This window comes from Dechloromonas denitrificans (assembly GCF_001551835.1).
Lineage (GTDB): Bacteria > Pseudomonadota > Gammaproteobacteria > Burkholderiales > Rhodocyclaceae > Azonexus > Azonexus denitrificans.
This window is the reverse complement of the sequence record NZ_LODL01000010.1, coordinates 80,787-106,027: the sequence shown is the minus strand read 5'-3', so window position 1 is coordinate 106,027 and position 25,241 is coordinate 80,787. Positions and strand designations below refer to the sequence as shown.

The window sequence follows — 25,241 nt, the reverse complement described above, 5'->3', positions numbered from 1 at the left end:
TACAGGCCCGGGTCAGATCTTGGGCAGCGTGACGCCCACCTGCCCCTGATATTTGCCGCCTCTATCCTTGTACGAGGTTTCGCAGATTTCGTCGGACTCGAAGAACAGGACCTGGGCGCAGCCTTCGCCGGCGTAAATCTTGGCCGGCAGCGGCGTCGTGTTGGAGAACTCCAGCGTCACGTAGCCTTCCCATTCCGGCTCGAAGGGCGTCACATTGACGATGATGCCGCAGCGGGCGTAGGTCGATTTGCCGAGACAGACGGTCAGCACCGAGCGCGGGATGCGGAAATATTCCATGGTCCGGGCCAGCGCGAAGGAGTTCGGCGGAATGATGCAGACGTCGGATTCGATCTCGACGAAAGACTTCGGATCGAAAGCCTTGGGATCGACCACCGTCGAATTGATGTTGGTGAACACCTTGAATTCGCGGGCACAGCGAATGTCGTAGCCGTAGCTCGAGGTACCGTAGGAAACGATCTTCTGGCCATTCGCCTCACGCACCAGTTCCGGCTCGAACGGCTCGATCATGCCGTGCTCGGCCGCCATGCGGCGTATCCATTTGTCTGATTTGATGGCCATTTTCTCGTATCCGGTCGACAAAAAACAAAGGCGGGATTTTACCCGCCTTTGTGTGGGGATTTGGCAAAAAATTAGGTGTTCTGGACCACGATGTTCGGGAACTTGGAGGTCATGTCCTTGGCCTTCTCGGCGATCTTGACCGCGACGCGGCGGGCGATGCCGCGATAGATCTCGGCCGTCCGCGAATCGGGCGCGCCGACCACGGTCGGCTTGCCGCCGTCGGCCATCTCGCGGATCGCCATTTCCAGCGGCAGGCTGCCGAGGAATTCGACATCGTAGTCCTGGCACATCTTCTCGCCGCCGCCTTCGCCGAAGATATGCTCTTCGTGGCCGCACTTCGAGCAGATGTGGATGCTCATGTTCTCGATGATGCCGAGAATCGGCACATTCACCTTCTCGAACATCTTCAGGCCCTTGCGGGCGTCGATCAGCGCGATGTCCTGCGGCGTGGTGACGATCACCGCGCCGGTCACCGGCACCTTCTGGGTCAGCGAGAGCTGGATGTCGCCGGTGCCCGGCGGCATGTCGACGATCAGATAGTCGAGGCCGCGCCAGTTGGTCTGGCCGAGCAATTGGTCGAGCGCCTGGGCGACCATCGGGCCGCGCCAGACCATCGGCGTTTCGACATCGACCATGAAACCGATCGACATCGCCTGCAGGCCGTAGGCTTCGAGCGGCTCCATGCTGCTGCCGTCCTTCGATTCCGGCTGCTGGCCGGCCAGGCCGAGCATTTGCGGTTGCGACGGGCCGTAGATATCGGCGTCGAGAATGCCGACGCTGGCGCCTTCCTGGACCAGAGCCAGGGCCAGGTTGACCGCGGTCGTGCTCTTGCCGACCCCGCCCTTGCCGGAGGCGACGGCAATGATGTTCTTGACGCCCGGCAGCAGCTTGACGCCCAGTTGCACCGAGTGGGCGACGATCTTGCTGAAGACGTTGGCCGAAATGTTGCCGACCCCGGGCACAGTGCGCACGGCGGCGATCACCTGCTTGCGGACGAGGTCAATCTGGGTCTTGGCGGGGTATCCGAGCTCGATATCGAAGGCGACATCGTCACCGTCGATCTTGATGTTCTTGACGGCCCTGCCGGCAACGAAATCCTTGCCGGTATTGGGGTCGACCGCAGCACTCAGGGCGGTCTTGATCTGCTGTTCTGTAAGACTCATGGAAACTCCGGGTTGGGGTGAACGGCCGGGCAATACCCGAGCAATTTGGTCCAGTATACCGCAAAGCGGAGCGTCGAATCAGCCTTGCTGGACGGTATCCAGGCGGTAGCCCTGACCATAAACCGAGGTCAGCATCAGGCCGCTTTCGCCGGCCAAGCCGAGCTTCTTCCGCAAACGGCTGGCATGGGTATCGACGGTCCGCGTATCGACCTCGCTTTCCTTGACCCAGACGTTGGCCAGCAGTTCTTCACGCGGCAGGACCCGGCCGATATTGCGCAGGAAGATCACCGCCAGATCGAATTCGCGCTGCGTCAGATCGACGTCGGCGCCGCCCAGACGAATACGCCGGCCATCGAGATCGACTTCGATGCCGCCGACGCGCAAGGCGCTGGGCCGGACATGCTGGCGGCGGCGCAGCAGCGACTGGATGCGCGCCATGAACTCCATGTAACGGATCGGCTTGGGAATGTAGTCATCGGCGCCGAGGCGCAGGATATCGGCAGCACTTTCTTCCTCGGTGCGTGCCGTGCAGAAAACGACCGGCACTTCCCAGCCGCACTGCTCCCGGATGTGCTTGAGCACCTCGTCACCGCCAATGTCCGGCAGCGTCCAGTCGATGACAAAAAAATCGAACGAGCGCGTTTTCAGGGCCTCCAGGCAAGCCTTGCCTTCGGCAAAGACCTCAACCTGATGGCCTTCGCTCTTCAACAAGGCCTTGAGCACTTCAGCCTGGCTGCGGCTGTCTTCCACTACGGCAAAATTCATGAGATCTCCCTAATATGTCAATTCTGCCGCCATCACCTGTCTTCAGCAATAATCCATTCGGCTAAATTTACCAAGCCATTACAATCGTTTACCGATTGCAACAATCGGCAGCCGCGGCAGCGGACTTGCTATAAACGGCGCGCCGCAGCCGCTCGCGGTAAAATCACGCTTTATTTTTCTGCCTGACGCTCCCGATGCCGCGCAAAATCCTCGTCACCTCCGCCCTGCCCTATGCCAACGGCGCCATTCACCTCGGCCACCTGGTTGAATACATCCAGACCGACATCTGGGTCCGCTACCAGAAAATGTCCGGCAACGAATGCTGGTACGTCTGCGCCGACGACACGCACGGCACGCCGATCATGCTGCGCGCCGAGAAGGAAGGCATCACGCCCGAGCAACTGATCGCCCGCGTCCATGGCGAACATTACCGCGATTTTTCCGGCTTCCACGTTGGGTTCGACAATTATTACAGCACCCACTCCGACGAAACCCGCGACTGCGCCAACGACATCTACGGCAAGCTGAAGGCGGCCGGCCTGATCGAGACGCGGACCATCGAGCAGTACTACGACCCGGTCAAGCAACTGTTCCTGCCCGACCGCTTCATCAAGGGCGAGTGCCCGAAGTGCCACGCCAAGGACCAGTACGGCGACAACTGCGAAGTCTGCGGCGCCGCCTATGCGCCGACCGACCTGATCGAGCCGTTCTCCGCCGTCTCCGGCGCCAAGCCGGAACTGCGCACTTCCGAGCACTATTTCTTCAAGCTGTCCGACCCGCGCTGCGAGGCTTTCCTGCGTCAGTACACCAGCCGCGACAATGGCGTGCTGCAGAACGAAGCGGCCAACAAGATGCAGGAATGGCTGGGCGCCCCCGGCGACAACAAGCTGACCGACTGGGACATTTCGCGCGATGCGCCCTACTTCGGCTTCGAGATTCCCGATGCACCGGGCAAGTATTTCTACGTCTGGCTCGATGCCCCGATCGGCTACATGGGCTCCTTCAAGAACCTGTGCAGCAAGAACGGCCTCGACTTCAACGAGTACTTCAAGCCGGATTCGACAACCGAGCTCTACCATTTCATCGGCAAGGACATCCTCTACTTCCACGCGCTGTTCTGGCCGGCCGAACTGGCCCACGCCGGCTACCGGACGCCGACCAAGATCTTCGCGCACGGTTTCCTGACGGTCGACGGCGCCAAGATGTCGAAATCGCGCGGCACCTTCATCACCGCCCAGAGCTTCCTCGATACCGGCCTCAATCCGGAATGGCTGCGCTATTACTATGCCGCCAAGCTGTCGGCGAGCATGGAAGACATCGACCTCAACCTGGAAGACTTCTGCGCCCGCGTCAATTCCGACCTGGTCGGCAAGTACGTCAATATCGCCAGCCGCTCGGCCGGCTTCATCACCAAGCGCTTCAACGGCCAACTGGCGCCGGCCGCCGCCGACCTGCCGACGATCAAGGCCATCCAGGAAGCGGCCGGCCGCATTGCCGAACTCTACGAAGCCCGCGAATTCGGCAAGGCGATGCGCGAGATCATGGCGCTGACTGATGCCGCCAATCAGTACGTCGATAGCGTCAAGCCCTGGGAACTGGCCAAGCAGGAAGGCAAGGAAGTCGAACTGCACGCCGCCTGCAGCAATGCGCTGAACCTGTTCCGTCTGCTTACCGTGCTGTTGAAGCCGATCCTGCCGATCGTCGCCGCCAAGGTCGAGAAATTCCTCAACATCGCGCCGCTGGCCTGGACCGACACCGGGAGCCTGCTCGCCGCCGGCCACGGCATCAATGCCTACGAGCACCTGATGACCCGGGTCGATCCCAAGCTGATCGAAAAACTGGTCGAGGCCAACCGTGAATCGCTGGCCCCGGCCCCGACCCCGGAAGCGCAATCGCAGCAGCGCCATGCCGAGCACCAGCAGAAGGAAATCAAGGCCGAGGCCGGCAGCGACAAGCTGTGCACCATCGACGACTTCATGAAGGTGGATCTGCGCATTGCGCTGATCGCCAACGCCGAACACGTCGACGGGGCCGACAAGCTGGTCCGCCTGACGCTCGACATCGGCGAGGAAAAGACGCGCAACGTCTTCGCCGGCATCAAGGCGGCCTACGACCCGGCGCAACTGATCGGCCGGCTGACCGTGATGGTCGCCAACCTGGCGCCGCGCAAGATGAAGTTCGGACTCTCGGAAGGCATGGTGATGGCCGCTTCGGACAGCGACGGCAAAACGCCGGGAATCTTCCTGCTGTCGCCGGATGCCGGCGCCCAACCCGGCATGCGAGTGAAATAATCTGCAGCATCGACAACGGCCTGCCTCGCAGGCCGTTGTCTTATTGCAGCGCAGCAAACAATGCCCAAAACCTAATGTAGTACTTTAAGTTCAGGAGCCAATCTAGGTATAGGGTTTAGGCTTTTCGAACTATCCACAAAATCTGTGGATAAGTCTGTGAATGAATCGTGGGCGGATTCGCTAAGTCACCGTCCCACAAGGCTTTTTCTTACCCTGCCCGAAACTTGAGCGAAGTTTCAAGCCGTTGTTTTTATTGATAATTTTAAATACGAACACAAGTCAAGCCTTCAAACGCTGTTTAATTGCCGGCCAACGAAAAAAGATTCTTCACTGTGCATAAGTCAGACCTTGACAATCACTTTGTCAAGGCTTTTATCAAACAAGATTGAACCATGAAACGCCGAACCCTTCTAAGCGCCACTCTCGGATTAGCCGCTGCAGCATTCCTGCCTGCCGCCCGGGCCAGCAATGGCCGCGTCGTCATCGTCGGCGGGGGGTGGGGCGGCCTGGCCGCAGCCCGCCAGCTACGCAGCCTGGCGCCGGCACTGGAGGTCGTTCTGGTCGAGAAGAATGCCGCCTTCTGGTCGCGCCCGCTCTCCAACCGCTGGCTGGTCGGCCTGGCCGATGGCAAGGCGCTGCAGCACGACTACCGGCAGGCCGCCCAGCGTCACGGCTATCGTTTCCTGCAGGCCGAAGTCACGGCGATTGACCGCGCCCGGCGCAAGGTCGTCTGCCCGACCGAAGAACTCGATTACGACTGGCTGATCATCGCGGCCGGCATCCGCGAGGACTTTTCGCCCTGGTACGGCGTCGACCGCAGCGCTGCCGAGCACAGCCGCCTGAACTTCCCGAGTGCCTTTGCCGACAGCGACGGCCACCTGCGACTGAAGGCGAAACTGGAGAAGTTCACCGGCGGCGACCTGGTGATGACCGTGCCGCCGATGCCTTACCGCTGCCCGCCGGCCCCCTACGAGCGGGCCGGGATGATTGCCTGGTGGATGAAACAGCGCGGCATCAAGGGTCGGCTGATCGTGCTCGACCCGAATCAGCCGGCACTCAGCTTCGATCGGGTCTTTCGCGACAGCTACCGCGACCAGATCACTTACCTGCCGCAGGCCCGGGTCAAATCGATCGACCCTTACAAGAAACAGCTGAGCACCGATTTCGACACCATCGATTTCGACGATGCCATCCTGATGCCGCCGCAGCAGGCCGCCGATATCATCTGGCAGGCCGGCCTGATCGGCCAGGGCAGCGACGGCAAGCCGAGCGGCTGGGCGGCGATCGACCCGGTACATCTGCATGCGGTTGGCGATGAGCGCGTTTTCCTGGTCGGCGACCAGATCGACAAGGCCTCGCCGCTGTTTGGCCATTACCCGAAGACCGGCCAGATGGCGGCCCGCCTCGGGCAGATCGCGGCGCAGCAGATCGCGGCGCGGGCGGCCGGCAAGGTACCGGAAAAGCTGTTGCCGGACAGCACCTGCTATGTACTGAACCGGATCGAGCCGATGGAGATGGCGCGCCTCGAAACCGCCTACCGTTTCCGCGGCGACGGTCTGATCCAGCAGAGCGTCCGCCAGACCTACAACCCTCAGCCCGACAACGAAGATGTCCGGTGGGCGACGGGCATGTTCGCCGCCCTCGGTTTTTGACACCCCGCCGCAGCGGGGTTCAGCCGGAACGCAGGCAGCGTTTCAGTGGCGCGCCCAGATGCTGGTCGAGCCGTCCGGCTTGACCAGCAGGGTATTGAACAGGTCGCGCTGGACCTCGCGCTCGCCGCTGGTCAGATCGAGCGTCGTACAGGCTGTTTCGCAGGTCGGGTTGGAATACTCCCGGCCCGGCGCGCCGCGCGGCAGCCCGGGGGCCGCAATGCCGCGAGCCTTGGGTTTGTCGCGCAGCAGTTCGTGGATATCCTCGGCGTACACGTGGCCTTCGACAAAATAGCGGCCGACAACGGCGGTATGCACCGATTCGACCTCTTTCGGCACCTTCAGCCGCTTCTTGACGGCCGCCATGTCGGCCGTCTCCTTGTAGCTGACCTTGAAGCCGTTGTCGGCCAGATAGGCGCCCCAGTCAATGCAGGCCAGGCACGGCGACGGCATGTAGATCTCGACCAGCGGCTTGGCCGCCTCATCCGCCACCACCGTCATTCCAGCCAGGGCCAGCCAGCCGGCAACCAATAAACGCTTGAGCATCATCATTCCTTGAGCAAGACCCATTTGCCGCCCTTGACGGTCATCATGACCCGGGCCCGTGCATCCATGCCGTTATGGTTCTGCGCCGTCATGTTGAAGACGCCCTGGGCGCCGACCACTTCCTTCGAACGTTCCATCGCGTCGCGCAGGGCGGCGCGGAACTCCGGCGTGCCCGGCCTGGCCTTCTTCAGCGCCTCGGGAATCGCTTTCTGCAGCAGCAGACCGGCATCCCAGGTATTGGCCCCGAAGGTGGACATGCTGCCGGCGCCATGCTTGCCCTCGTACAGTTTGATATAGCCCTGCGCCACCGCCTTGATCGGGTTGGCGGCCGCCAGGTCATCGGCGGCGAGCAGCGGGCCGCCGGCCATCAGGGTACCCTCGACCGTCTTGCCGCCGAGGCGGATGAAGTCGTTGGTCGCCACGCCGTGCGTCTGGTAGATGCGGCCCTTGTAGCCCTTTTCCTGCAGGCCGGCCTGCGGCAGCACGGCCGGGCCGCCGGTGGCAGCGATGAAGACGGCGTCCGGCTTGGCCGAGATGACCTTGAGCACCTGGCCAGTGACCGAGTGATCGGTCCGGTTGAAGCGCTCGTTGGCGATGATCTGGATGCCGGCCTTTTCGGCCATGCCACCGAACACCTTGTACCAGTTCTCGCCATAGGGATCGTTGAAGCCGATGAAACCCAAGGTTTTGACGCCGTTCGCCGTCATGTGGGCGAGCACCGCCTCGGCGATCAGGTCGTCGTTCTGCGTCGTCTTGAAGACCCATTTCTTGCGCTCGTCCATCGGCAGGACGACGGCCGAAGAACCGACCGTGGTCAGCAGCGGCGTTTTCGACTCGGCGACGAAATCGAGCATGGCCAGCGCGGCCGGCGTCGTCGTCGGGCCGATCAGCGCATCGACCTTCTGCTCGCCGATCAGTTTCTTGACGCCGGTCACCGCATTGGTCGGATCGGAGGCGTCGTCGAGCACGATGTATTCGACCTTCTGGCCGGCGATTTCGGTCGGCAGCAGGGCCGCCGTGTTCTTTTGCGGAATGCCGACCACCGCGGTCGGCCCGGTCGAGGAAGCGATGATGCCGACCTTGATGTCGGCGTGAACCAGACCGCTCGTCATCAGCAAAGCGGCAATCAGCGATATACGGGGAAACCTCAGCATACGACGGCACCTTCTTCGGGCAAAATGGGAATTTCTCGCATTATAGCCACGGCCCATGCTCAATAACCCGATTCGCCCGCCCCGCCCGCGCCTGACCGGCCCGATCTTTCTTTACGCGATGGCCGACGTCTTCGGCCTGTCCTGCGTCGGTGTCGGGGCCAGCTGGTTCCCCGCCCAGAAAGGCGCCATTTTTGCCAATTTTCCGACGTCGACCGCCGAAGCCGTGGCCTGCACCGCGGGCGGCGTCGTCGTCATGATCTGGGCGGTCACCCGCATCCTGCGCGAGATCCACAAGCAGGGCCCGGAAATGCAGGCCCGCTACGACCAGTACATCGCCATCCACCACCCCGACAAGGTGCGCCCCAAGCCCCCGGTCGAGCCGGACGAAAGCTAGTCAGTCGCCGGCCTTGCCGGCCGCCTTCAGCCACTCCGGCAGCTCGCGGCTGCCGGCATTGTCGATGATGTACTGACGGATCAGCTTGCGCACGACCTGCGACGGGGTCAGGTCCTGCGCCGCGCAAATTTCTTCGAAAATCTGTTTTTTCTGCGGATCAATCAATAAGGTCAGGCGGGCGGTACGCTTTTCCATCGCGGCCTCCAATCAGTCGGATTGCATCATGTTAACATATGATTAACATTGACGAATAATCGCCTGCTCATATAATCCAACGCTTCTCCCGAGAGCGTGCGCCATGAAAATCGCCTTCCGCCCCAAGCTGCTGGATTGCCTGCCAAGCTACGACCGCGCGCAGTTCGGCAAGGATCTCGCGGCGGGCATCACGGTTGGCGTACTAGCCCTCCCACTGGCCATGGCCTTCGCCATCGCCTCCGGCTGCTCGCCGACGGCCGGCATCTGGACGGCGATCGTCGCCGGCCTGATCATTTCGCTGTTCGGCGGCTCGCGGGTGCAGATCGGCGGCCCGACCGGCGCCTTCATTCCCATCATCTATGGCATCGTCGCCATGCACGGCTTCGCCAACCTGATGGGGGCGACCATCCTGGCCGGCCTTTTCCTGCTCGGCATGGGCCTCGCCCGGATGGGACAACTGATCCGCTTCATCCCGGTCACCGTCGTCATCGGCTTCACCAACGGCATCGCCGTCGTCATCTTTCTCGCCCAGCTCAAGGATTTCTTCGGCCTGAAGATCGACAGCCTGCCGGCCGAGTTCTTTCTCCGCATCAAGACGCTGGCCGCCCACGCCCATACCGTGGACCTTCCGACGCTCGGCCTGGCCAGCACCTGCTTCGTCTTCCTGATTTTCTACAACAAGCTGGCCCAGTACGTTGGCGTGCTGCGCCGAGCCCCGGGGCCGCTCGCCGTGCTGGTCGTCGGCACGCTGGTCGCTTATTTGTTTGACCTGCCGGTCGAGACCATCGGCAGCCGCTTCAACGGCATTCCGCAGGAACTGCCCAACATCGGCTTGCCCAGCCTGTCGATCCACGATTTCGGCAAGCTGATTTCGCCGGCCATCACCATCGCCCTGCTCGGTGCCATCGAATCGCTGCTCTCGGCCCGCGTCGCCGACAGCCAGATCGACGACCGCCACGACCCCAACCAGGAATTGATCGCCCAGGGCCTGGCCAACATCGTCGCCCCGCTCTTCGGCGGCTTCGCGGCGACCGGCGCCATTGCCCGCACCACGACCAACGTCAAGACCGGTGGCCGGACGCCGATTGCCGGCATCATCCACGCCCTGGTCCTGCTCGGGATCGTGCTGGTCGCCGCGCCGCTTGCCGCCTACGTGCCGCTCGCCACCTTGTCGGCAATTGTCATGGTGGTTGCGGTCAACATGGGCGAATGGCACGAATTCAAGGAACTGCGCCGCTACTCCTACAACTACCGGGTCATCCTGCTCGCCACATTCTTCGTCACCGTCGTCTTCGACCTGACCATCGCCGTCGAGCTCGGCATGGTGCTGGCCTGCCTGTTCTTCATCTACCGGATGTCGGAACTGACCCGCGTCGAGCGCCGCCACTTGCGCGAAGAAGCCAGCGAACCGCAATTCCTCTACCCGGACGGCTCGATGCGCGTCGCCGCCTGGCAGTTGTTTGGCTCACTGTTCTTCGGCGCCGTGAACAAGCTCGAAGCGCTGCTCGACCCGGCGGCCGGCCATCCGGAAGTCGTCATCCTCGACATGACGCAACTGATCCAGCTCGACACCACCGGCCTCGAAGGTCTGGAAAACCTGCTCGACAAATTGAAGAAGCGTGGCTGCACGCTGCTCGTCTGCGGCCTCAACTCGCAACCCGGCTCGCTGCTCTACCGCTCCGGTTTCATCGACCACCTCGGCGACGACAACGTCTGCGCCGACCTCGCGGCCGCCCTGCAGCGCGCCTACATCCTGCTGCCCAACCTGATGGGCGGCAGCGAAGAAGATTACTAACTAGGAAAAACCATGAGCGATTTGCCGAAATGCCCGCAGTGCAGTTCTGAATTCACCTACGAAGACGGCAGCATGTACGTCTGTCCTGAATGCGCCCACGAATGGAGCAAGGAAGCCGGCGCCGAGAGCGCCGAGCAGGCCAAGGTGTGGAAGGACGCCAACGGCAATGTGCTGCAGGACGGCGACACCGTCACCGTGATCAAGGACCTGAAGATCAAGGGCTCGTCGTCGGTCGTCAAGGTCGGCACCAAGGTCAAGAACATCCGCCTGATCGACGGCGATCACGACATCGACTGCAAGATCGACGGCATCGGCGCCATGCAGTTGAAGACGGAATTCGTCAAGAAGGTCTAAAGCAGCAACAACCCGCGGCGGGCGACGCCCCGCCGTCTCAACGCGCCAGTCCGGCCGCCCAGGCCTCGGCGGCCGGGCGGACGATCTCGATCCACGGCCCCGGGTAAATGCCGATCGCCACGATCATCACGATCAGCGCCACCAGCACGGCCCATTCGCGCGGCCGCAGATCCTGCGCCTGGCTCACTTCCGGCCGCGTCACCGGACCGAAGAAGGCCTTGCGATAAAGTGCCAGGAAGCCGCCGGCCGCGATCGACAGGCCAAACAGCGCCGCCATGCCGGCCCCGGTATGGCTGTGCAGCGCGGCGATGATCAACAGGAACTCGCCGGGAAAACTGCTGGTCCCCGGCATGCCGACCCCGGCCAGGCCGCAGATCAGGAAGCCGGTGGCAAGCAGCGGCATGGTTTTGGCGGCGCCGCCCAGGGCATGGATGTCGGTCGAACCGGTCCGCTGACGGAGGAATTCGAGAAGCAGGAAAGCGCCGCCGGTCGCCACCGAAAAACTGAGCAGCAGCGACACCGCGCCCTGCGTACCCTGCGCCGTGAAGGACGCCAGGCCGAGCACGGCCAGGCCGACGTGGCAGATGCTGGCGTAGGCCAGGCCGACCCGCAGATTGGTCTGGGCCAGCATGCCGACCGCGCCGTAGAGGATGGCGACGGTGCCGAGGCCGGCCAGCAGCCAGTGCATGTCCTGCGCCGCGGCCGGGGCCAGTGGCACGGCAAAGCGGATCAGGCCGAAAGCACCGAGCTTGAGGCCGAGCAGCAGGGCAGTCAGCGAGCCCGGCGCGGCCAGCGCGAACTGCGGCAACCAGGTATGCATCGGCACCAGCGGCACCTTGACGCCGAAACCGAGCAGGCAGAGCAGGAATACCGCCGTCTGCGTCGAGCGCGGCAGCTGGGCGTCGAGCAGCACCGTCAGGTCGAAGGTCGGCACCGGCTGGCTGGCGGCGAGCAGGACGAAAGCGAGCAGCAGCGGGATGCCGCCGGCCAGCATGAGCAGGAAATAGCGCGCCGCCGCCTGCGGGCTGCTGCTACTGACACCCCAGCGGCCGAGCAGGAAGTAGAGCGGCACCAGCGTCAGTTCCCAGAAGACGAAGAACAGCACGGTGTCGAGGGCGCAGAAGATGCCTAGGATCGCCGTCTGCAACAGCAGCAACAGGCTGTAATGCAGCCGGGCCGAGGTCTGCACGACATTCCAGCAGGCGACCAGCGAACCGAGGAAGAGCAAGGCGGTGGCCGGCAGGAAGAGGATGGACAGGCCATCGACGCCGAGCCGGTAATGCACGTTCAGGCTGGCAATCCAGCTCGCCTGTTCGAGCAACTGGAAGCGCGCTCCGGCCGGTTGGTAGGCGACCAGCGCCGCCACGCCGAGCGCCAGCGTCGCCAGCATGCTCGCCGCCGTCAACCAGCGGGTGGCGCGGGCCGGCAGCAACCAGAGCAGGCCGGCGCCGAGCAGCGGCAGGAAGACGAGCAGCGAGAGCAGCGGCAGTTTCATCGGGCAAACCTCGCAGCCGCCGCCTGGCTGGCGCTTTCGGTCAAATGCAGCCAGGGTTCGGTGAAGAAGCCGATGGCCAGCATGGCGGCCAGCGCGATGCCGCAGACGACATATTCCATCGGCAGCGTGCGGTCCACATCGTAGGCACCGCTTTTTGCCTGCGACAGGAAGGCTCGCTGGAAGGCCCAGAGCAGGAAGCCGGCCGCGGCGACGTTGCCGAGCGCGGTCGCCACCGTGAGCAGCGCCCCAAACTGGTCGATAGCCGCCTCAAGGATCAAGTGGGCGGCGTCGAAACCTGGCGTGCCGGGCATGCCGACAATGGCCAGGCCGAAGCCGAGAAAGGCGATGGCGAGGAAGGGAATGCGCTCGAAGAGGCCGGACAGTTCGTGCAACTCGGTCGTCCCGGTACGGCGGAAAACGAAGCCGACGATGAACCACATGCCGGTCGCCGCCAGCCCGAAATTGGCGGCGAGCAACATCGCCCCCTGAATGCCGGCTTCGTGCAGACTGAAAACGCCAATCACCAGCAGGCTGGTGTGGCTGACCACGGCAAAGGCAAGCAGGCGGCGCAGGTTGGTCTGCTGGAAAGCAAGCGCAGCGGTGAAGAAAACACCGGCCCCGGCGAAGCCGACGACGTAAGGCTGCCAGTACTCGACGGCGACCGGGGTCAGCGGCAGCACGAAGCGGAACATGCCGTAGATGCCGACCTTGACGCCGACCATCAGCGCCGGGGCGACGGCGATCAGGCCGTGCTGCGCCATGTTCGGCAGCCAGCCGTGCAGCGGAAAGAGCGGCGTGCGCACCGCCAGCCCGTAAAACAGCAGGTAGAAGGCCGCCGTCTGGAACTTGCCGACCGGCACCGCGCCGATCAGATCAAACAGGTCGAAACTCCAGCGCCCGGCATGCGCTTCGGCATGCCCCCAGCCGAGCACGACGCAGCCGGCGGCAAATAGCCCCCAGCCGAAAGCCTGGTACTGAACAAAACGCGCCAGGGCCTGGGTTTCGGCATGCGACGAGGCCCAGCGCCGGAGCAGATAGACGACCGCCCACAATTCCAGCGCCGAAAAGGCGGCAAACCAGGCGACATTGAGCGTCACCAGCATCCCGACCAGGCCGGCCTCGGCCAGCAACAGCACGGCGAACAACCGGCCCGGCGAAATCATGCCGCGGCTCATGCCGTACAGCGTCATCAGGAAGGTCAGCAAGGCGGCGACCAGCACGAAGATCAGGCTGACCCCATCGACCCCGACATGGTAGGCCAGCGGCGCGAAGCGCTCGGCCAGTTGCAGGGCGGTGCTGGTCGGCTGGAGACGGCTGACGACGACGATGGCGAGCAGCAGTTCGGCCAGCGCGAAGAGCTTGCCGGCGAGGACTGCGGTCGACCGCTCCTTGAAGGCAAAAACCACGGCGGCGCCGAACAGCGGCAGCAATTGCAGGAGCAGCAGCAAGGGCAGGCCGGCCTGTTCGTACCAGAAAACTTCGCTGAGGCTGCCGAGCGTGCCGTTCATCACAGGATCACCACAAAAGTCGCCATCACCGCCATCATCAGATAGCGCGGCTGTTCGAGCAGGCCTTCCAGCGTGCGCAGATAGCTGCCCAGCCGGTGCAGCAGCTTTTCCGCCGTGCCGCCGCGGCCGCGCAGCAGCAGGCGGTTCTCGATCCTCTGCAGGGCGTCCGAGACGGCGGCCAGCGCCTGGCCCGGCAAGCCGTCGGCCAGCACCAGCGGACGCTCGGCATGGACCGCCTGGCCCTGCCCCGGCTGGCCGATGGCATGGTCGATGAAATGCTCCTCCAGGCCGCGCACGTCGCGCGCGAAGGACTCGGTCGGCTTGACGAGCAGAACCTCACTCAGCTTGTCGAGCCAGAAACGCTGCAGCGCCGCCGTATACAGCAACTGGTTGCGGCACAGCCAGGCCGGCGGTGGCGGCGGCCGCTGCCGGGTCAGCACCAGCCAGGACGGCGCCAGCAGGAAGTGCCAGGCCCGCCACGCGGCATGCAGGCAGAGATGAACAAGCGCCAGCGTCGTCCAGCCGAGGCCGATTTCAACGAACATCAGCGCCACCTGGAACACGGTGGCGAAGACCAGCGCCGACTTGACGTCGCTCTGCACCAGGCCGCACAACCAGGCGTAGAGCGCGGTCAGCGCACCGGCCAGGACCAGCCCGAACATCACGTCGGGCACCTGCAGCAACAAGGGTTCCAGCCGGAGCAGCAGATAGACGCCGGCATGCACCATCACCGCGCCGTAGAAAATGGCCGACGACGGCGTCGGCCCTTCCAGCGCCCGGGTGATCCACGGCGTGAACGGTAGTTGCGCCGACTTGGCAAGCGCCGCGATGACGAAGCCGATGACCAGCAAGCGGTCATTGACGACGCTGATCTGCGAAGCCCTGGACAGCGCCGTCCATTCGAAACCGCCAAGCCAGGCCGCGGCCAGGCCGAGGGCCAGCAGAAAACCGGCATCGCCACCGCGATTGGTGACGAAGGCGAACAGCGCATTGCCGGTCGCCACCGGGCGCTGCCAGGCGTAGCCGATGAGCAGGAATGAGGAGACACCGCACATCTCCCAGCCGACGAAGGCGAGCAAGCCGTTGCCGGCGAGCAGTACGAGCTGGATGCCGGCCAGGAAGAAGGAGAGCGCGATGAAGAAACGGTGAAAACCGGCCTCGCGATGCAGGTAATTGGCCGAAAAACGGATGACCAGCCAGCCGATCAGCGCCGTCAGCGTACTGATGCTCAGCGACAGCGGGTCGAGCAGGAAGGAGAAGGTCGCCTCCCAGTTGCCGCTGCCGAACCAGTGGCCGAGGCGGCGATGGCCCGGCGCACCGTGCGCCAGCGCCAGACCGTCGATCGCCAGCAGCAAGACGAGACCGGCGAAAGCAGCGAGCGAGGCGAGGCGGGCGGTGAGCGGCTCGGCCGCATCGCCGACCGCCCGCCCAAGCAGAACGCGGGCGGCAGTGACGACGACGGCGAGCAGCGACAGGGCCGGGACCAGCCAGATGGCGTCGGACAGACTGTGCAACAGCGGATTCATGCGTGCGCCCCCAGGATGACGGCCGGCGGCAGCGGCCCCGATTCGCCGGCAAACCAGGCGGCCGACTGTGCCACCTGCGGCAGCACGGCCGACCCGGACCAGGGCAACCAGCCGCGGCGCGGGCAATACAGCGCGATGCCTGCGGTAAACGGGCATTTAGAAGCCAAAACGATCCAGGCGTTGTCGATCAGCTCCTGCAGCGGCGGCTGACGCTGGAGAATGGCCGCCAGCACCGCCGGCGTCTGTTCGACGACGACGAGCAGACGCATCGGCTCGTGGATCTCGACCATTTGCCAGGGCAGGCCGGTACGCAGGTCGGAATCGGCGCCCTCCATGACGCCGAACAGGCCGGTGATGTTGTGGGTGATCTTCGAACCGCAACCGAAACGCTCGTTATCGACCGTCGAGAAATAGTATTCGAGGGCAATGCCGGCCCCGACCGGGCCGGCGGCCAGCAGGATGTTTTCGACCAGGCGGCCATCATCGTCGCCGGTCGGGTCGTAGGAAATCAAAAAGACGCGGCGGTCGAGAAAGAGGCCGCGGCTCATCTGGCGGCGGCCGATGAAGGCGGCGGCATTAGTCGCGTGGCCGAGTTCGGGCCGGGCCTGCGAAATATCGTGGCTGCGCCCGACGACGTGCTGCCGGGCCTGCCACGGCGATGGCTTGAACGGGGCCGAAGCCAGCCGGCGACAGCGCTCGGCGGCATGCGCCCGGCAGGCTTCGTTCAACTGCTGCAGTAGTTTGTCGAGTGCCGCCTGGAAAGGCTCGGGCACGTCATCGAGGTCATACCAGGCAATCGCGTCGTCGCAGGTATTGTGTTCGGCGGCGACGAACCAGCTGCTGGCCGGGATGCACACACCGCGTTCGGCCAGGCCGCGCCGGACCTCGGGGCGGTTGGCCATCGCCGCGAAGACGCGGGCGTTCGGCCCGCCGTGCCGGCCGGAACAGGCACCGCAGTCGTAGGCGGCAAGATGCGGATTGTTGCGGCTGCCGGAACCGTGGCCGAGCAGCAGGACGAGCGGCGCGAAGCCTTCGCTCAGGCCGATCATGCGCAGGAAGGCAGCGACGCGGTCGACCTGCTCGGCATCGCTCAAACCGGCTTGCGGCGCGCTCGGCGTGCCGGCTTCATCACCGACCGCGTTGAGCGCCAGTTGGCTGGCCACCGGCCCTTCGTAGCCGCGTCGCCAGCGCTGCAGCGCCTCGCCGAACCAGCCGGGGGCGAGCGTCGTCGCGGTCAATGCGGCAAGTGCCGGCACCGCCGCCAGGCTGCTCAGCAGCGGGCCGCCGAATGCGGCGCGACGCGTCGTCTGATAGAGCCGCTCGCGCCAGCGCAACCGTTTTTCGCGGCGAGCGGCATGCGCGGCCAGCGCGGCTTCGGCCCCGGGCTCGGCCGTTTCGCGGACCAGATGCGTCGGCTGGACGACGACCGGACAGAGCGCCGTCTTGTCGGCATCGTCCAGCCCCTGCCAGTAGATCGGCACGCCGAAAAAGCCGGCGGCGCCGTAAGTCGCGATATCCGGCGCGATCTCTTCGAGATGCCGACGCGTCCCTTCCTCACGGTCGTCCATGCACATGATGACCTGGGCCGAGGGCATCGGCGGGCTGTACTGGCGCGCCTGATTGGCGTTCAGCGCGGCGAACAACTGTTCGCGGTAATGGCGTTCGTAGGCCAACAGCCAGACCTGGCCGCGGGCCAGTTCGTCCAGGCTGTCGGCGGCGGCGAGCAAGGCGATGGCATCGTCAGGGCTCAGGCCGGCCGCTTCAGCCGGGGTCAGCGCCAGTTGCCCGAGCAGGCCGGCCAGCCGCCGGGCCGCCACGGCCGGCGCCGTTGTCTGGCGGCTAGCCGCGATACTGGCAGCCAGCGCTGCCCAGGCCGCGTCGTCCACCGGGGCATGTTCGTCCGGTTCGAGCAGGCGGGCGGCGCGGTGCTGCAATTCTTCGTTCAGCTCGCCCCGGCGCAGCGCGTCGCGGACCGCGAACTCGGCCAGTTCGGTGGTGAAGTAGCCGCGCAGTTCGTCGAAGCCCATCGGCACGCCGGTCAGCCGGCGGATCAGGTCTTCACAGAGCAGGCGTTCGAGCAACACGCGGACGGCCAGGTAGTCGAGCATCGCGACGCCGGTGCCGTCGCCCCGCCCCGGGTTGCGGTCACGCCACAGGAACATGCCGGCCCAGCCCGGCTGCTCCAGGGCCAGCCGTTCGAGGTAGCCCGGCCACAGTTGCTCGTCGGGCAGCAGGCGACCCAGTTCATCGACCAGCACATCAAGCGCCTGTTCGGGCAGATGAACGATCTCTTCGCGTACGTTGTGCAGATCGTCGATTTCCCAGGCCAGGTCCTGCCCGGCGCTGGCCCGCCAGGCGGCGAAGAAGCCCTGCCACTGCTGCGGATTGCGCCAGGCGGCGACGCCCAGATCGAGATGGGCCGCCAGATGGCGCTGCAAGCTGCTGCGCACTTTTTCCAGCACGTCCTCGCCGCTCAGGTATTCGAGCAGGCTGCGCAGCGTCCAGTCCCGACCGACCCGCTCGCAAAGGGCGTTCCAGCGGGCCAGTGCGGCCCCTTCCCAGGTTTCGGGCACTTCCTCGGCAATGCCTGCGGTCAACGTGCCGGAAATGGCAAAAATGGGGTCGGCCAAACCGCCCGTTTCGCGCGCCGCCCAAGCTGTGCGATGCGCTGTCGGCGGGGTCAGCGGCTCGCGCAAGCTGGCCGCCAGGATGTCCCGCCGGCGCAGGCCGCGGATCACTTCCGCCTCGAGCCCGGCCAGGCCGGCATCGTCGAGCGCCGCCTGCAAATCGTCGGGGCCGATCCGGCCGGCGGCATAGGCGGCGTGAAAGTTGGCCTCCGGCCAATAGACCTGGGCCCCGCTCAGGCGCCGGGCGGCGCCCAGGGCTTCCGCGAATGGCAGGTGCTGGAAGCCGTGCAGCGTGTTGTGATGGACGAAATCGCGGATCGGCGCTTGCGCCGGCAGGATGTGGCAGAGGTGCTCGACCCAGTGCTGCAGGCGCTCGCGGATCGGCAGATCGTCCAGGTCGCCCGCCATCTCAACTCCCGAACAAACGGCTGAGCTGGCCGACGCTGCCCGCCACCAGATCGAGCAGCGGCGCCGGCCACAGGCCGAGCAGCAGCAGCGCGGCGCAGAGGATGGCGGCGGCACTTGTCTCGGTCCGCGTCATGTCGGCCAGCACCATTGCCGGGCCCGGCAGGCACAGGCGACCGATGACGCGCAGGCTGTAGGCGGCGCCGATCAGCATGGCCAGGCCGAGCAGCAGCACCCAGCCACCCCAGCGCACGAAGCCGCCGAGCAGGGCATGCAGTTCGGCGATGAAGCCGGCACTGCCCGGCAGGCCGATCGCCGCGAGCAGCGCGAAAGCGATGAAGAAAGCAAAGCGCGGCGCTTGGCCGAGCAGCGAGTGGTAGTCGGCCAGATCGCGGCTGTGCGTCCGCTGGTAAAGCAGACCGACGATCAGGAACAGGGTGCCGGCGCTCAGCCCGTGCGCCACCATCTGGAACACCGCGCCGGTCAGGCCGGTGACGTTCAGCGTGGCGATGCCGAGCAGGACGACGCCCATATGCGAGATCGACGAGTAGGCGACCATCGCCTTCAAGTCCTGCTGCCGCCAGGCGAGGATGCCGCCGTAGAGCAGGCTGATCAAGGCCAGGATGGCCAGCCAGTCCTGCGTCGCCAGCAAGGCGGCGGGCAGCGTTTCGGCGGCGCGGATCAGGCCGTAGGCGCCCATTTTGAGCAGCACGCCGGAGAGCAGGATGGAGACCGGGCTCGGCGCCTCGACGTGGGCCAGCGGCAACCAGCCGTGCAGCGGAAAAACCGGCATCTTGACGCCGAAGCCGATGAACAGGCCGGCGAAGATCAGCAATTGCGTCGGCAGCGGCAGGCCTCGTCCGCCCTCGGCCATGTCGGCCATCGCAAAGCTGTGGCCGGGCGCCGCGTCATAGAGAAAGAGCAGCGCGACCAGCATGAAGACCGAACCGCCCAGCGTATACAGAAAGAAATTGAGCGCCGCCTTCTGCCGGTTCGGGCCGCCCAGACGGTCGATCAGGAAGAACAGCGGCAACAGCGTCGCCTCCCAGAAGACATAGAACAGCGACCAGTCGCGAGCGGTGAACACGCCGAACATCGCCGATTCGAGAAGCAGGACAAGGACGAAATAGAGCCGCGCCCCCGCCTCCATCCGCCGCGACACGAGCACGGCTACCAGGCTGAGCAAGGCGGTCAACAGCAGCATGGCCAGCGAAATGCCATCGACGCCGAGGGCGAAGTAGGTGCCGAGCCGGGCATTCCAGGCCCGGCTGTCCAACATCTGGATCGCCGCACCGGCCGGGTCGAAGCGCGCCGCCAGCCAGCCGACATAGGCCAGCGCCGCCAGCGCGAACAGCATCGTCAGCTGCCACAGCGGCAAGGCGCGCCGGGCCGGCAGCACAGCCACCGCCGCCGCCCCCAGCACCGGCATGAAAACCAGCACCTTCAACACGCCCCACCCCTCCACCGGTTTTGGCAACCGTCATTATTTTGATTTTGTGATTATGCCAGTGCCAACGCGCTTGCTGGCAAGCCCGGCCGGTTTGACAGCAAAACGGGCCTTCGCTAAATTCGCCGCTTACCCCAACCCCAGATCAAATCATCATAAGGAGATCACCATGGCCGTTCTCGTTGGCAAGCCAGCCCCCGACTTCACCGCCACTGCCGTCTACGGCAACAATGAAATCAAGGACCTGACGCTCTCCCACTTCAAGGGCAAGCCGGTTGTCCTGTTCTTCTACCCGCTCGACTTCACCTTCGTCTGCCCATCCGAACTGATCGCCTTCGATCACCGCCTGGAAGAATTCAAGCAGCGCGGCGTCGAAGTGATCGGCGTTTCCATCGATTCCCAGTTCACCCACCTGGCCTGGAAGAACACCGCAGTCAAGGACGGCGGCATCGGCCAGGTCGGCTATCCGCTGGTCGCCGACATCAAGCACGACATCTGCCGCGCCTATGACGTCGAACTCGAAGAAGCCGGCGTTGCGCTGCGCGGTTCCTTCCTGATCGACAAGGATGGCGTCGTCATGCATCAGGTCGTCAATATGCTGCCGCTCGGTCGCAACATCGACGAAATGCTGCGCATGGTCGATGCCCTGCAATTCTTCGAAGAGCATGGCGAAGTCTGCCCGGCCGGCTGGAACAAGGGCAAGCCCGGCATGGTCGCCTCGACCGAAGGCGTTGCCGCCTACCTGGCAAAGAACGCCAGGAAGCTGTAAAAGACACTGAAATCGCACCGCTGGACGGTGCGCTTTCCGCCAACCCCGATTACTACTTGTTAATCGGGGTTTTTTTACGCTACAAAAACAGGCCGGAAGGGGCTAGAATTTAGCACTTTTGCAATTCTGGAAAAATGATGGCCGACTCGGAATTCCTCAGCACCCGCCAGGCGGCACTGCGCCTTGGTGTTTCTCTGGGCACTGTGCAGAACATGGTGGAGAGCGGCGCGCTGGAGGCCTGGAAGACAGCGGGCGGCCATCGCCGCATCCCGACCGCCTCGGTCGAGGCCATGCTGGCCCGCCGCCGGACCCTGACCCCGAGCGTCCAGGAAAGCGGCGGCCAACTCGACGTCCTGATTGCCGAAGACGACCCGACCCTGCAGGCGCTGTACCGCGCCACCTTCGAACACTGGAACCTGCCGATCAAGCTGCGCCTGGTCAATAACGGGTTCGAAGGTCTGATGCAAGTCGGCCAGAATGCCCCCGACATCCTGATCGCCGACCTGATGATGCCGGGCATGGACGGTTTCGAAATGATCCGTCATCTACGCGCCAACCCGGACCTTGCCCGCATGGACATCATCGTCGTCAGCGCCATCGACCGCGAAGAAGTCCTCCATAAGGGTGTCCCGGCCGATGTCACCATTTTTGGCAAGCCGATTCCCTTCCACGAAATCAAGGGTTTCCTGCTCGGCCGACTGGCCGCCCGCCAGCGCCCCTACTGACCGAACGAACAGCACCTTCCAGGTGCTGTTTTGCCATTCAGCCGCCCCTCTTTGCCGCCAGTCGGGCCGGCCTCAAAAAAAATATACGCAGGAGACATTCATGGGCTTGTTTGGAAAAAGCGCCTCGCTCAACAAGATCGACCGCGACCTGGCCGCCATTGCCGAAGGTAGCGCCGATCTCTCGCTGACCGTCGGCACCACTGGCCACGATGCCGAAGGACGCATTTCGGCCAATATCAACCGCTTTTTCAGCCGCGTCCGCGGCCTGATCTCCCACGCCCGCGAACGCAGCGTCAGCATTGCCGCCGACGCCGCCCGCATGAACCACCTGGTGCAACTGACCGACGACGCGGTGCGGCGCCAGGAAGCGCTGGCCAGCGCTGTTTTTGAATCGAGCAACCGGGTCAATATGGCGGTCGGCGAAGTCGCTACCAACTCCGATGCCATCCAGGCCTCGACCAAGAACAATCTCGATCTCGCGCAGCGCTCGCTGACCCAGATGGAAACCGTGGCGAGCACGATGCGCTCGACCAACCAGCATATCGAGCACTTCTCGTCCACGGTCGGTGAACTGCACACCAGTTCGATGAAGATCAACGAAATCGTTTCGCTGATCAACGATATTTCCGACCAGACCAACCTGCTCGCCCTCAACGCGGCGATCGAGGCGGCCCGGGCCGGCGAAGCCGGGCGCGGCTTTGCCGTGGTCGCCGACGAAGTGCGAAAACTGGCGGAAAAGGTCAAGACGGCAACCCAGGTCATTGGCCAGAATACCCAGTCGATGATCAATCTCGTTTCCGACACTTCGGCCAAGACCCAGACCATCGTCGGCGAGGTGACCCGTGCCAACGAATACATCGAAACCTCGGCCGCCGACCTGACCACAATGGTGGGCGACTTCCGGCAGACGACCGAGCAGTTGTCGACGATTTCTTCCGCCATCTACAACCTGCGCGAGAGCAATCAGACGATCCACGGCGAGGTTGAGGAAATCCGCAATCATTCGCTCGATATCTCCGGCCGCATGAAGCAGTGTCTGGATTCGGCGAAAACCCTGCGCGAATCGACTGAAGACCTGCAATGCACGCTGGCCGATTTCCGCACTGGCAACAGCAAGTTCGATACGCTGCACGACAAGTGCGCCGCCTTCCGCGACGACGTGGCCGGCATCCTGCAGCGCCTGGCCGAACGCGGCGTCAATGTTTTCGACCAGGCCTACAAGGATATCCCCGGCTCGAACCCCAAACGGTTCACGACAGCCTACGACGGCCAGTGCGACAGCGAACTGACCCGTCTGTACGACGACACGTTGCGCGACGTGCCGGGGCTGACCTACTCGCTGGCCGTCGACAGCAACGGCTACGCGCCGGCCCACAACGGCATCTTCTCGAATGCCCCGAGCGGCGATCCGGCGATCGACCTGACCAAGTGCCGGCACAAGCGGATCTTCAACGACCCGGTCGGCATCAAACTGGCCCGCAACCAGAAGTCCTCGTTGTTCCAGACCTATGTCCGCGACACCGGCGAAATCCTCAACGACCTCTCGATGCCGATTGTCATCAACGGCCGGCACTGGGGTGCGGTTCGCATCGGCTTCAAATCCGACATGGTCGTTTGAAATCAAACACTTCCATACTGTATTTGATATTCATCAAATTATATAAATCCCTGGCGCATGACAATGCGCTGATGCCAGAAGCAATATCCCTCCCCTCCCCCTGCCGAAGGACGGCATGAAACTCCGGGCCAAGATCTGGCTCTGGATGGGGGGGCTGATGCTTGCCTCGCTGGCTTTGAGCCTCGCCCTCAACTATTACAAGCTCGAACGCTACGTCGAGCAGAGCGCCTATCAGGAAGCGCTGAACCTGCGCGCGACGCTGATGGCGGTACGCCGCGTCTATCACCATCAGTTCATCGACAGCGGCATCGAGTTGACCGACAAGACGCTCGGCTTTCTGCCGGCCCACGCCATGTCGCGCATATCGGCCGATCTGCAGAACTGGTCGAAAGGCGGCCTGATTTTCAACAATGTCTCGGATACGCCGCGCAATCCGGCCAACCAGGCCGATGCCGATGAAATGCGGGCCATCGAATGGTTTCGCAGCCACCCGAAGGACAGCGAGTTCAAGCAGGAAATCGGCGGCGCCCAGGGCGAGCGCTACTTCCACTTCACCAGCCCGATCTGGGTTGAGGCCTACTGCCTGCAATGCCACGGCAGCCGCGAGAGCGCTCCGGAAACGATCCGTCGCCAGTATGACCAGGCCTATGACTACAAGCTGGGCGACCTGCGCGGCGTGATGAGCATCAAGATTCCCTTGCGCGATGTCCGCGAACGCACCCAGCAACTCTGGCTCGGCAACCTGTTCAACCAGATGCTGGGCTTCGGCATCGTTTTTCTCGCCCTCGGCTGGCTGATCTCGCGTCAGGTTGCCCGGCGCCTGGCCAACCTGGAGGCCAAGGCCGGCGATTTTGCCGCCGGCAACTTCAAGGCCCGCAGCGACGAGCAGGCCAGCGACGAGATCGGCACGCTGGCCAGGTCGTTCAACGAGATGGCCGGAACCATCGAGGAGCGCGACCGCAGCCTGAGCGATGTGGTCAGAGAGTTGCAGCGCAACACCGCCGAACTGGAAGCCGAACGCGCCCTGCTCGAACGCCGGGTGGCCGAGCGCACTTCGGAACTGGTCGGCGCCAAGAATGAAGCGGAACAGGCCAGTCGGGCGAAGAGTGCCTTCGTCGCCAACATGAGCCACGAAATCCGCACGCCGATGAATGCCATCATCGGCTTCACGCATCAACTCCGCAAACACGCCAGCGACAGCGAGACCCAGCACCAGCTGGCGCAGATCACGCACTCGGCCGACCATCTGCTCGACATCATCAACAACATTCTCGACATCTCGAAAATCGAATCCGGCAAGCTGCAGATCGAGCAACGCGAGTTCAACGCCAAACGTCTGCTCGAAGATGCCATCCAGTCGCTGGCCGACAAATGGCAGGCCAAACAGCTCGCACTGCATTGCGAAATCGCCCCCGGCCTCGACCACCTGTTTCTCGGCGCCCCCCTGCAACTCAAGCAGATCGCGCTCAACCTGCTGAGCAATGCGATCAAATTCACCAGGGCCGGCAGCATCACCGTCCGCGCCGAGATCAGCGAGGAAAGCCCGGCCATCGCCTGGCTGCGCCTGGAAGTCATCGACACCGGCATCGGCATCCCGCCGGAGAGCCGGGATCGGCTGTTCCAGGCCTTTGAACAGGCCGACATGTCGACGACGCGCCAGTTCGGCGGCACCGGCCTAGGGCTCGCCATCTGCCGCCGTCTCAGCGAACTGATGGGCGGCCAGATCGGCGTCGACAGCGAGTTGGGGCAGGGCAGCCGCTTCTGGTGCGCCATTCCGCTGCTGCCGATCAAGGAGGCCGACACCCGGCAAACGGCCGGCGCCGTATCGCAGGCGGCCGAGCAGGACCTGCGCCAGCGCTTTGGCCGCACCCGGTTGCTGATCGCCGAAGACAACCCGATCAACATGGAAGTCGCACTGGCCATCCTGCACGATATCGGCTGGTCGATCGACACTGCCGGCAATGGTCGCGAAGCCGTCGACCTGGCCGGCCGCAACGCCTACGACCTGATCCTGATGGACATGCAGATGCCGGTGATGGATGGCATTGAAGCGACCCGGCTGATCCGGCAACTGCCGGCGCATGTCCGGACACCGATCATCGCGATGACCGCCAATGCCTTCGAGGAAGACCGCCAGCTATGCCTGAAGGCCGGCATGAGCGACCACATCGGCAAGCCGGTCGACCCGAGCCTGCTTTACAAACTACTGCTGCACTGGCTGGAAACGCGCCACTAG

The 25,241-nt window shown here is 64.1% G+C and carries 20 protein-coding genes; 9 read left to right on the top strand and 11 right to left on the bottom strand.

Going from position 1 to position 25,241, the window contains the following annotated elements; translation table 11 throughout:
* Positions 1–12: 12 nt before the first annotated feature.
* The 3 genes from dcd to AT959_RS04690 form a co-directional block, all read right to left on the bottom strand.
* Entirely contained in the window at positions 13–579 is a 567-nt protein-coding gene (dcd, locus tag AT959_RS04700; RefSeq protein WP_066881124.1) for a dCTP deaminase, read from the bottom strand.
* Positions 580–650: 71 nt separating this feature from the next.
* On the bottom strand, positions 651–1,742 hold the full coding sequence (gene apbC, locus AT959_RS04695; protein WP_066881122.1) for an iron-sulfur cluster carrier protein ApbC: 1,092 nt from the start codon (positions 1,740–1,742) through the stop codon (positions 651–653).
* Between the two features lie 78 nt (positions 1,743–1,820).
* Positions 1,821–2,507: a response regulator transcription factor gene (locus AT959_RS04690; RefSeq protein WP_066881120.1), complete on the bottom strand. Its 687-nt coding sequence runs from the start codon at positions 2,505–2,507 to the stop codon at positions 1,821–1,823.
* A 194-nt stretch (positions 2,508–2,701) separates the two neighbouring features.
* Here AT959_RS04690 and metG point away from each other — a divergent pair, with 194 nt between their 5' ends.
* Both metG and AT959_RS04680 read left to right on the top strand, forming a co-directional pair.
* A complete protein-coding gene (metG, locus tag AT959_RS04685; protein ID WP_066881118.1) occupies positions 2,702–4,798 on the top strand; it encodes a methionine--tRNA ligase in 2,097 nt (698 codons plus the stop codon).
* A 392-nt stretch (positions 4,799–5,190) separates the two neighbouring features.
* Positions 5,191–6,450 (top strand): FAD-dependent oxidoreductase, encoded by a 1,260-nt coding sequence (locus AT959_RS04680; RefSeq protein ID WP_066881116.1) that lies wholly within the window; start codon positions 5,191–5,193, stop codon positions 6,448–6,450.
* Between the two features lie 42 nt (positions 6,451–6,492).
* Here AT959_RS04680 and AT959_RS04675 read toward each other — a convergent pair whose 3' ends face one another.
* Positions 6,493–6,993: a DUF411 domain-containing protein gene (locus AT959_RS04675; RefSeq protein WP_066881714.1), complete on the bottom strand. Its 501-nt coding sequence runs from the start codon at positions 6,991–6,993 to the stop codon at positions 6,493–6,495.
* A gap of 2 nt (positions 6,994–6,995) precedes the next feature.
* A complete protein-coding gene (locus tag AT959_RS04670; protein ID WP_066881114.1) occupies positions 6,996–8,147 on the bottom strand; it encodes an ABC transporter substrate-binding protein in 1,152 nt (383 codons plus the stop codon).
* Between the two features lie 55 nt (positions 8,148–8,202).
* Between AT959_RS04670 and AT959_RS04665 the strand changes: the two genes are divergently transcribed.
* On the top strand, positions 8,203–8,541 hold the full coding sequence (locus AT959_RS04665) for a hypothetical protein (RefSeq protein ID WP_066881112.1): 339 nt from the start codon (positions 8,203–8,205) through the stop codon (positions 8,539–8,541).
* Here AT959_RS04665 and AT959_RS04660 read toward each other — a convergent pair whose 3' ends face one another.
* A complete protein-coding gene (locus AT959_RS04660; protein ID WP_066881110.1) occupies positions 8,542–8,736 on the bottom strand; it encodes a CopG family transcriptional regulator in 195 nt (64 codons plus the stop codon). It abuts the gene before it with no gap.
* A gap of 103 nt (positions 8,737–8,839) precedes the next feature.
* Here AT959_RS04660 and AT959_RS04655 point away from each other — a divergent pair, with 103 nt between their 5' ends.
* On the top strand, positions 8,840–10,531 hold the full coding sequence (locus AT959_RS04655; RefSeq protein WP_066881108.1) for a SulP family inorganic anion transporter: 1,692 nt from the start codon (positions 8,840–8,842) through the stop codon (positions 10,529–10,531).
* Positions 10,532–10,543: 12 nt separating this feature from the next.
* A complete protein-coding gene (locus tag AT959_RS04650) occupies positions 10,544–10,885 on the top strand; it encodes a zinc ribbon domain-containing protein YjdM (RefSeq protein WP_066881105.1) in 342 nt (113 codons plus the stop codon).
* 37 nt (positions 10,886–10,922) lie between these two features.
* Here the strand turns inward: AT959_RS04650 and AT959_RS04645 are convergent, their stop codons facing one another.
* From AT959_RS04645 to AT959_RS04625, 5 genes are read right to left on the bottom strand one after another with little or no spacing between them, the layout of a single operon-like run.
* Positions 10,923–12,380, bottom strand: coding sequence for a complex I subunit 4 family protein (locus tag AT959_RS04645; RefSeq protein WP_066881103.1), 1,458 nt, complete (start codon positions 12,378–12,380; stop codon positions 10,923–10,925).
* The gene (locus tag AT959_RS04640) at positions 12,377–13,888 is read right to left on the bottom strand and encodes a complex I subunit 4 family protein (protein WP_066881101.1); all 1,512 of its coding nucleotides are present in this window, start codon (positions 13,886–13,888) and stop codon (positions 12,377–12,379) included. The genes AT959_RS04645 and AT959_RS04640 overlap by 4 nt, the downstream gene beginning before the upstream one ends.
* Positions 13,888–15,414 (bottom strand): proton-conducting transporter transmembrane domain-containing protein, encoded by a 1,527-nt coding sequence (locus AT959_RS04635; protein WP_066881099.1) that lies wholly within the window; start codon positions 15,412–15,414, stop codon positions 13,888–13,890. The genes AT959_RS04640 and AT959_RS04635 overlap by 1 nt, the downstream gene beginning before the upstream one ends.
* A complete protein-coding gene (locus tag AT959_RS04630) occupies positions 15,411–18,449 on the bottom strand; it encodes a DUF2309 domain-containing protein (protein ID WP_066881098.1) in 3,039 nt (1,012 codons plus the stop codon). Before AT959_RS04630 ends, AT959_RS04635 begins: the two co-directional genes overlap by 4 nt.
* 1 nt (position 18,450) lies before the next feature.
* Positions 18,451–19,896, bottom strand: a complete 1,446-nt coding sequence (locus AT959_RS04625; protein WP_088178939.1) for a complex I subunit 4 family protein — start codon at positions 19,894–19,896, stop codon at positions 18,451–18,453.
* A gap of 166 nt (positions 19,897–20,062) precedes the next feature.
* Here AT959_RS04625 and AT959_RS04620 point away from each other — a divergent pair, with 166 nt between their 5' ends.
* The 4 genes from AT959_RS04620 to AT959_RS04605 all read left to right on the top strand — a co-directional run bounded on the left by AT959_RS04620 (position 20,063) and on the right by AT959_RS04605 (position 25,241).
* On the top strand, positions 20,063–20,662 hold the full coding sequence (locus tag AT959_RS04620) for a peroxiredoxin (RefSeq protein WP_066881096.1): 600 nt from the start codon (positions 20,063–20,065) through the stop codon (positions 20,660–20,662).
* Between the two features lie 134 nt (positions 20,663–20,796).
* Positions 20,797–21,387: a response regulator gene (locus AT959_RS04615; protein ID WP_066881094.1), complete on the top strand. Its 591-nt coding sequence runs from the start codon at positions 20,797–20,799 to the stop codon at positions 21,385–21,387.
* A 100-nt stretch (positions 21,388–21,487) separates the two neighbouring features.
* A complete protein-coding gene (locus AT959_RS04610) occupies positions 21,488–23,005 on the top strand; it encodes a methyl-accepting chemotaxis protein (protein WP_066881092.1) in 1,518 nt (505 codons plus the stop codon).
* Positions 23,006–23,120: 115 nt separating this feature from the next.
* A complete protein-coding gene (locus tag AT959_RS04605) occupies positions 23,121–25,241 on the top strand; it encodes a c-type heme family protein (RefSeq protein WP_066881089.1) in 2,121 nt (706 codons plus the stop codon).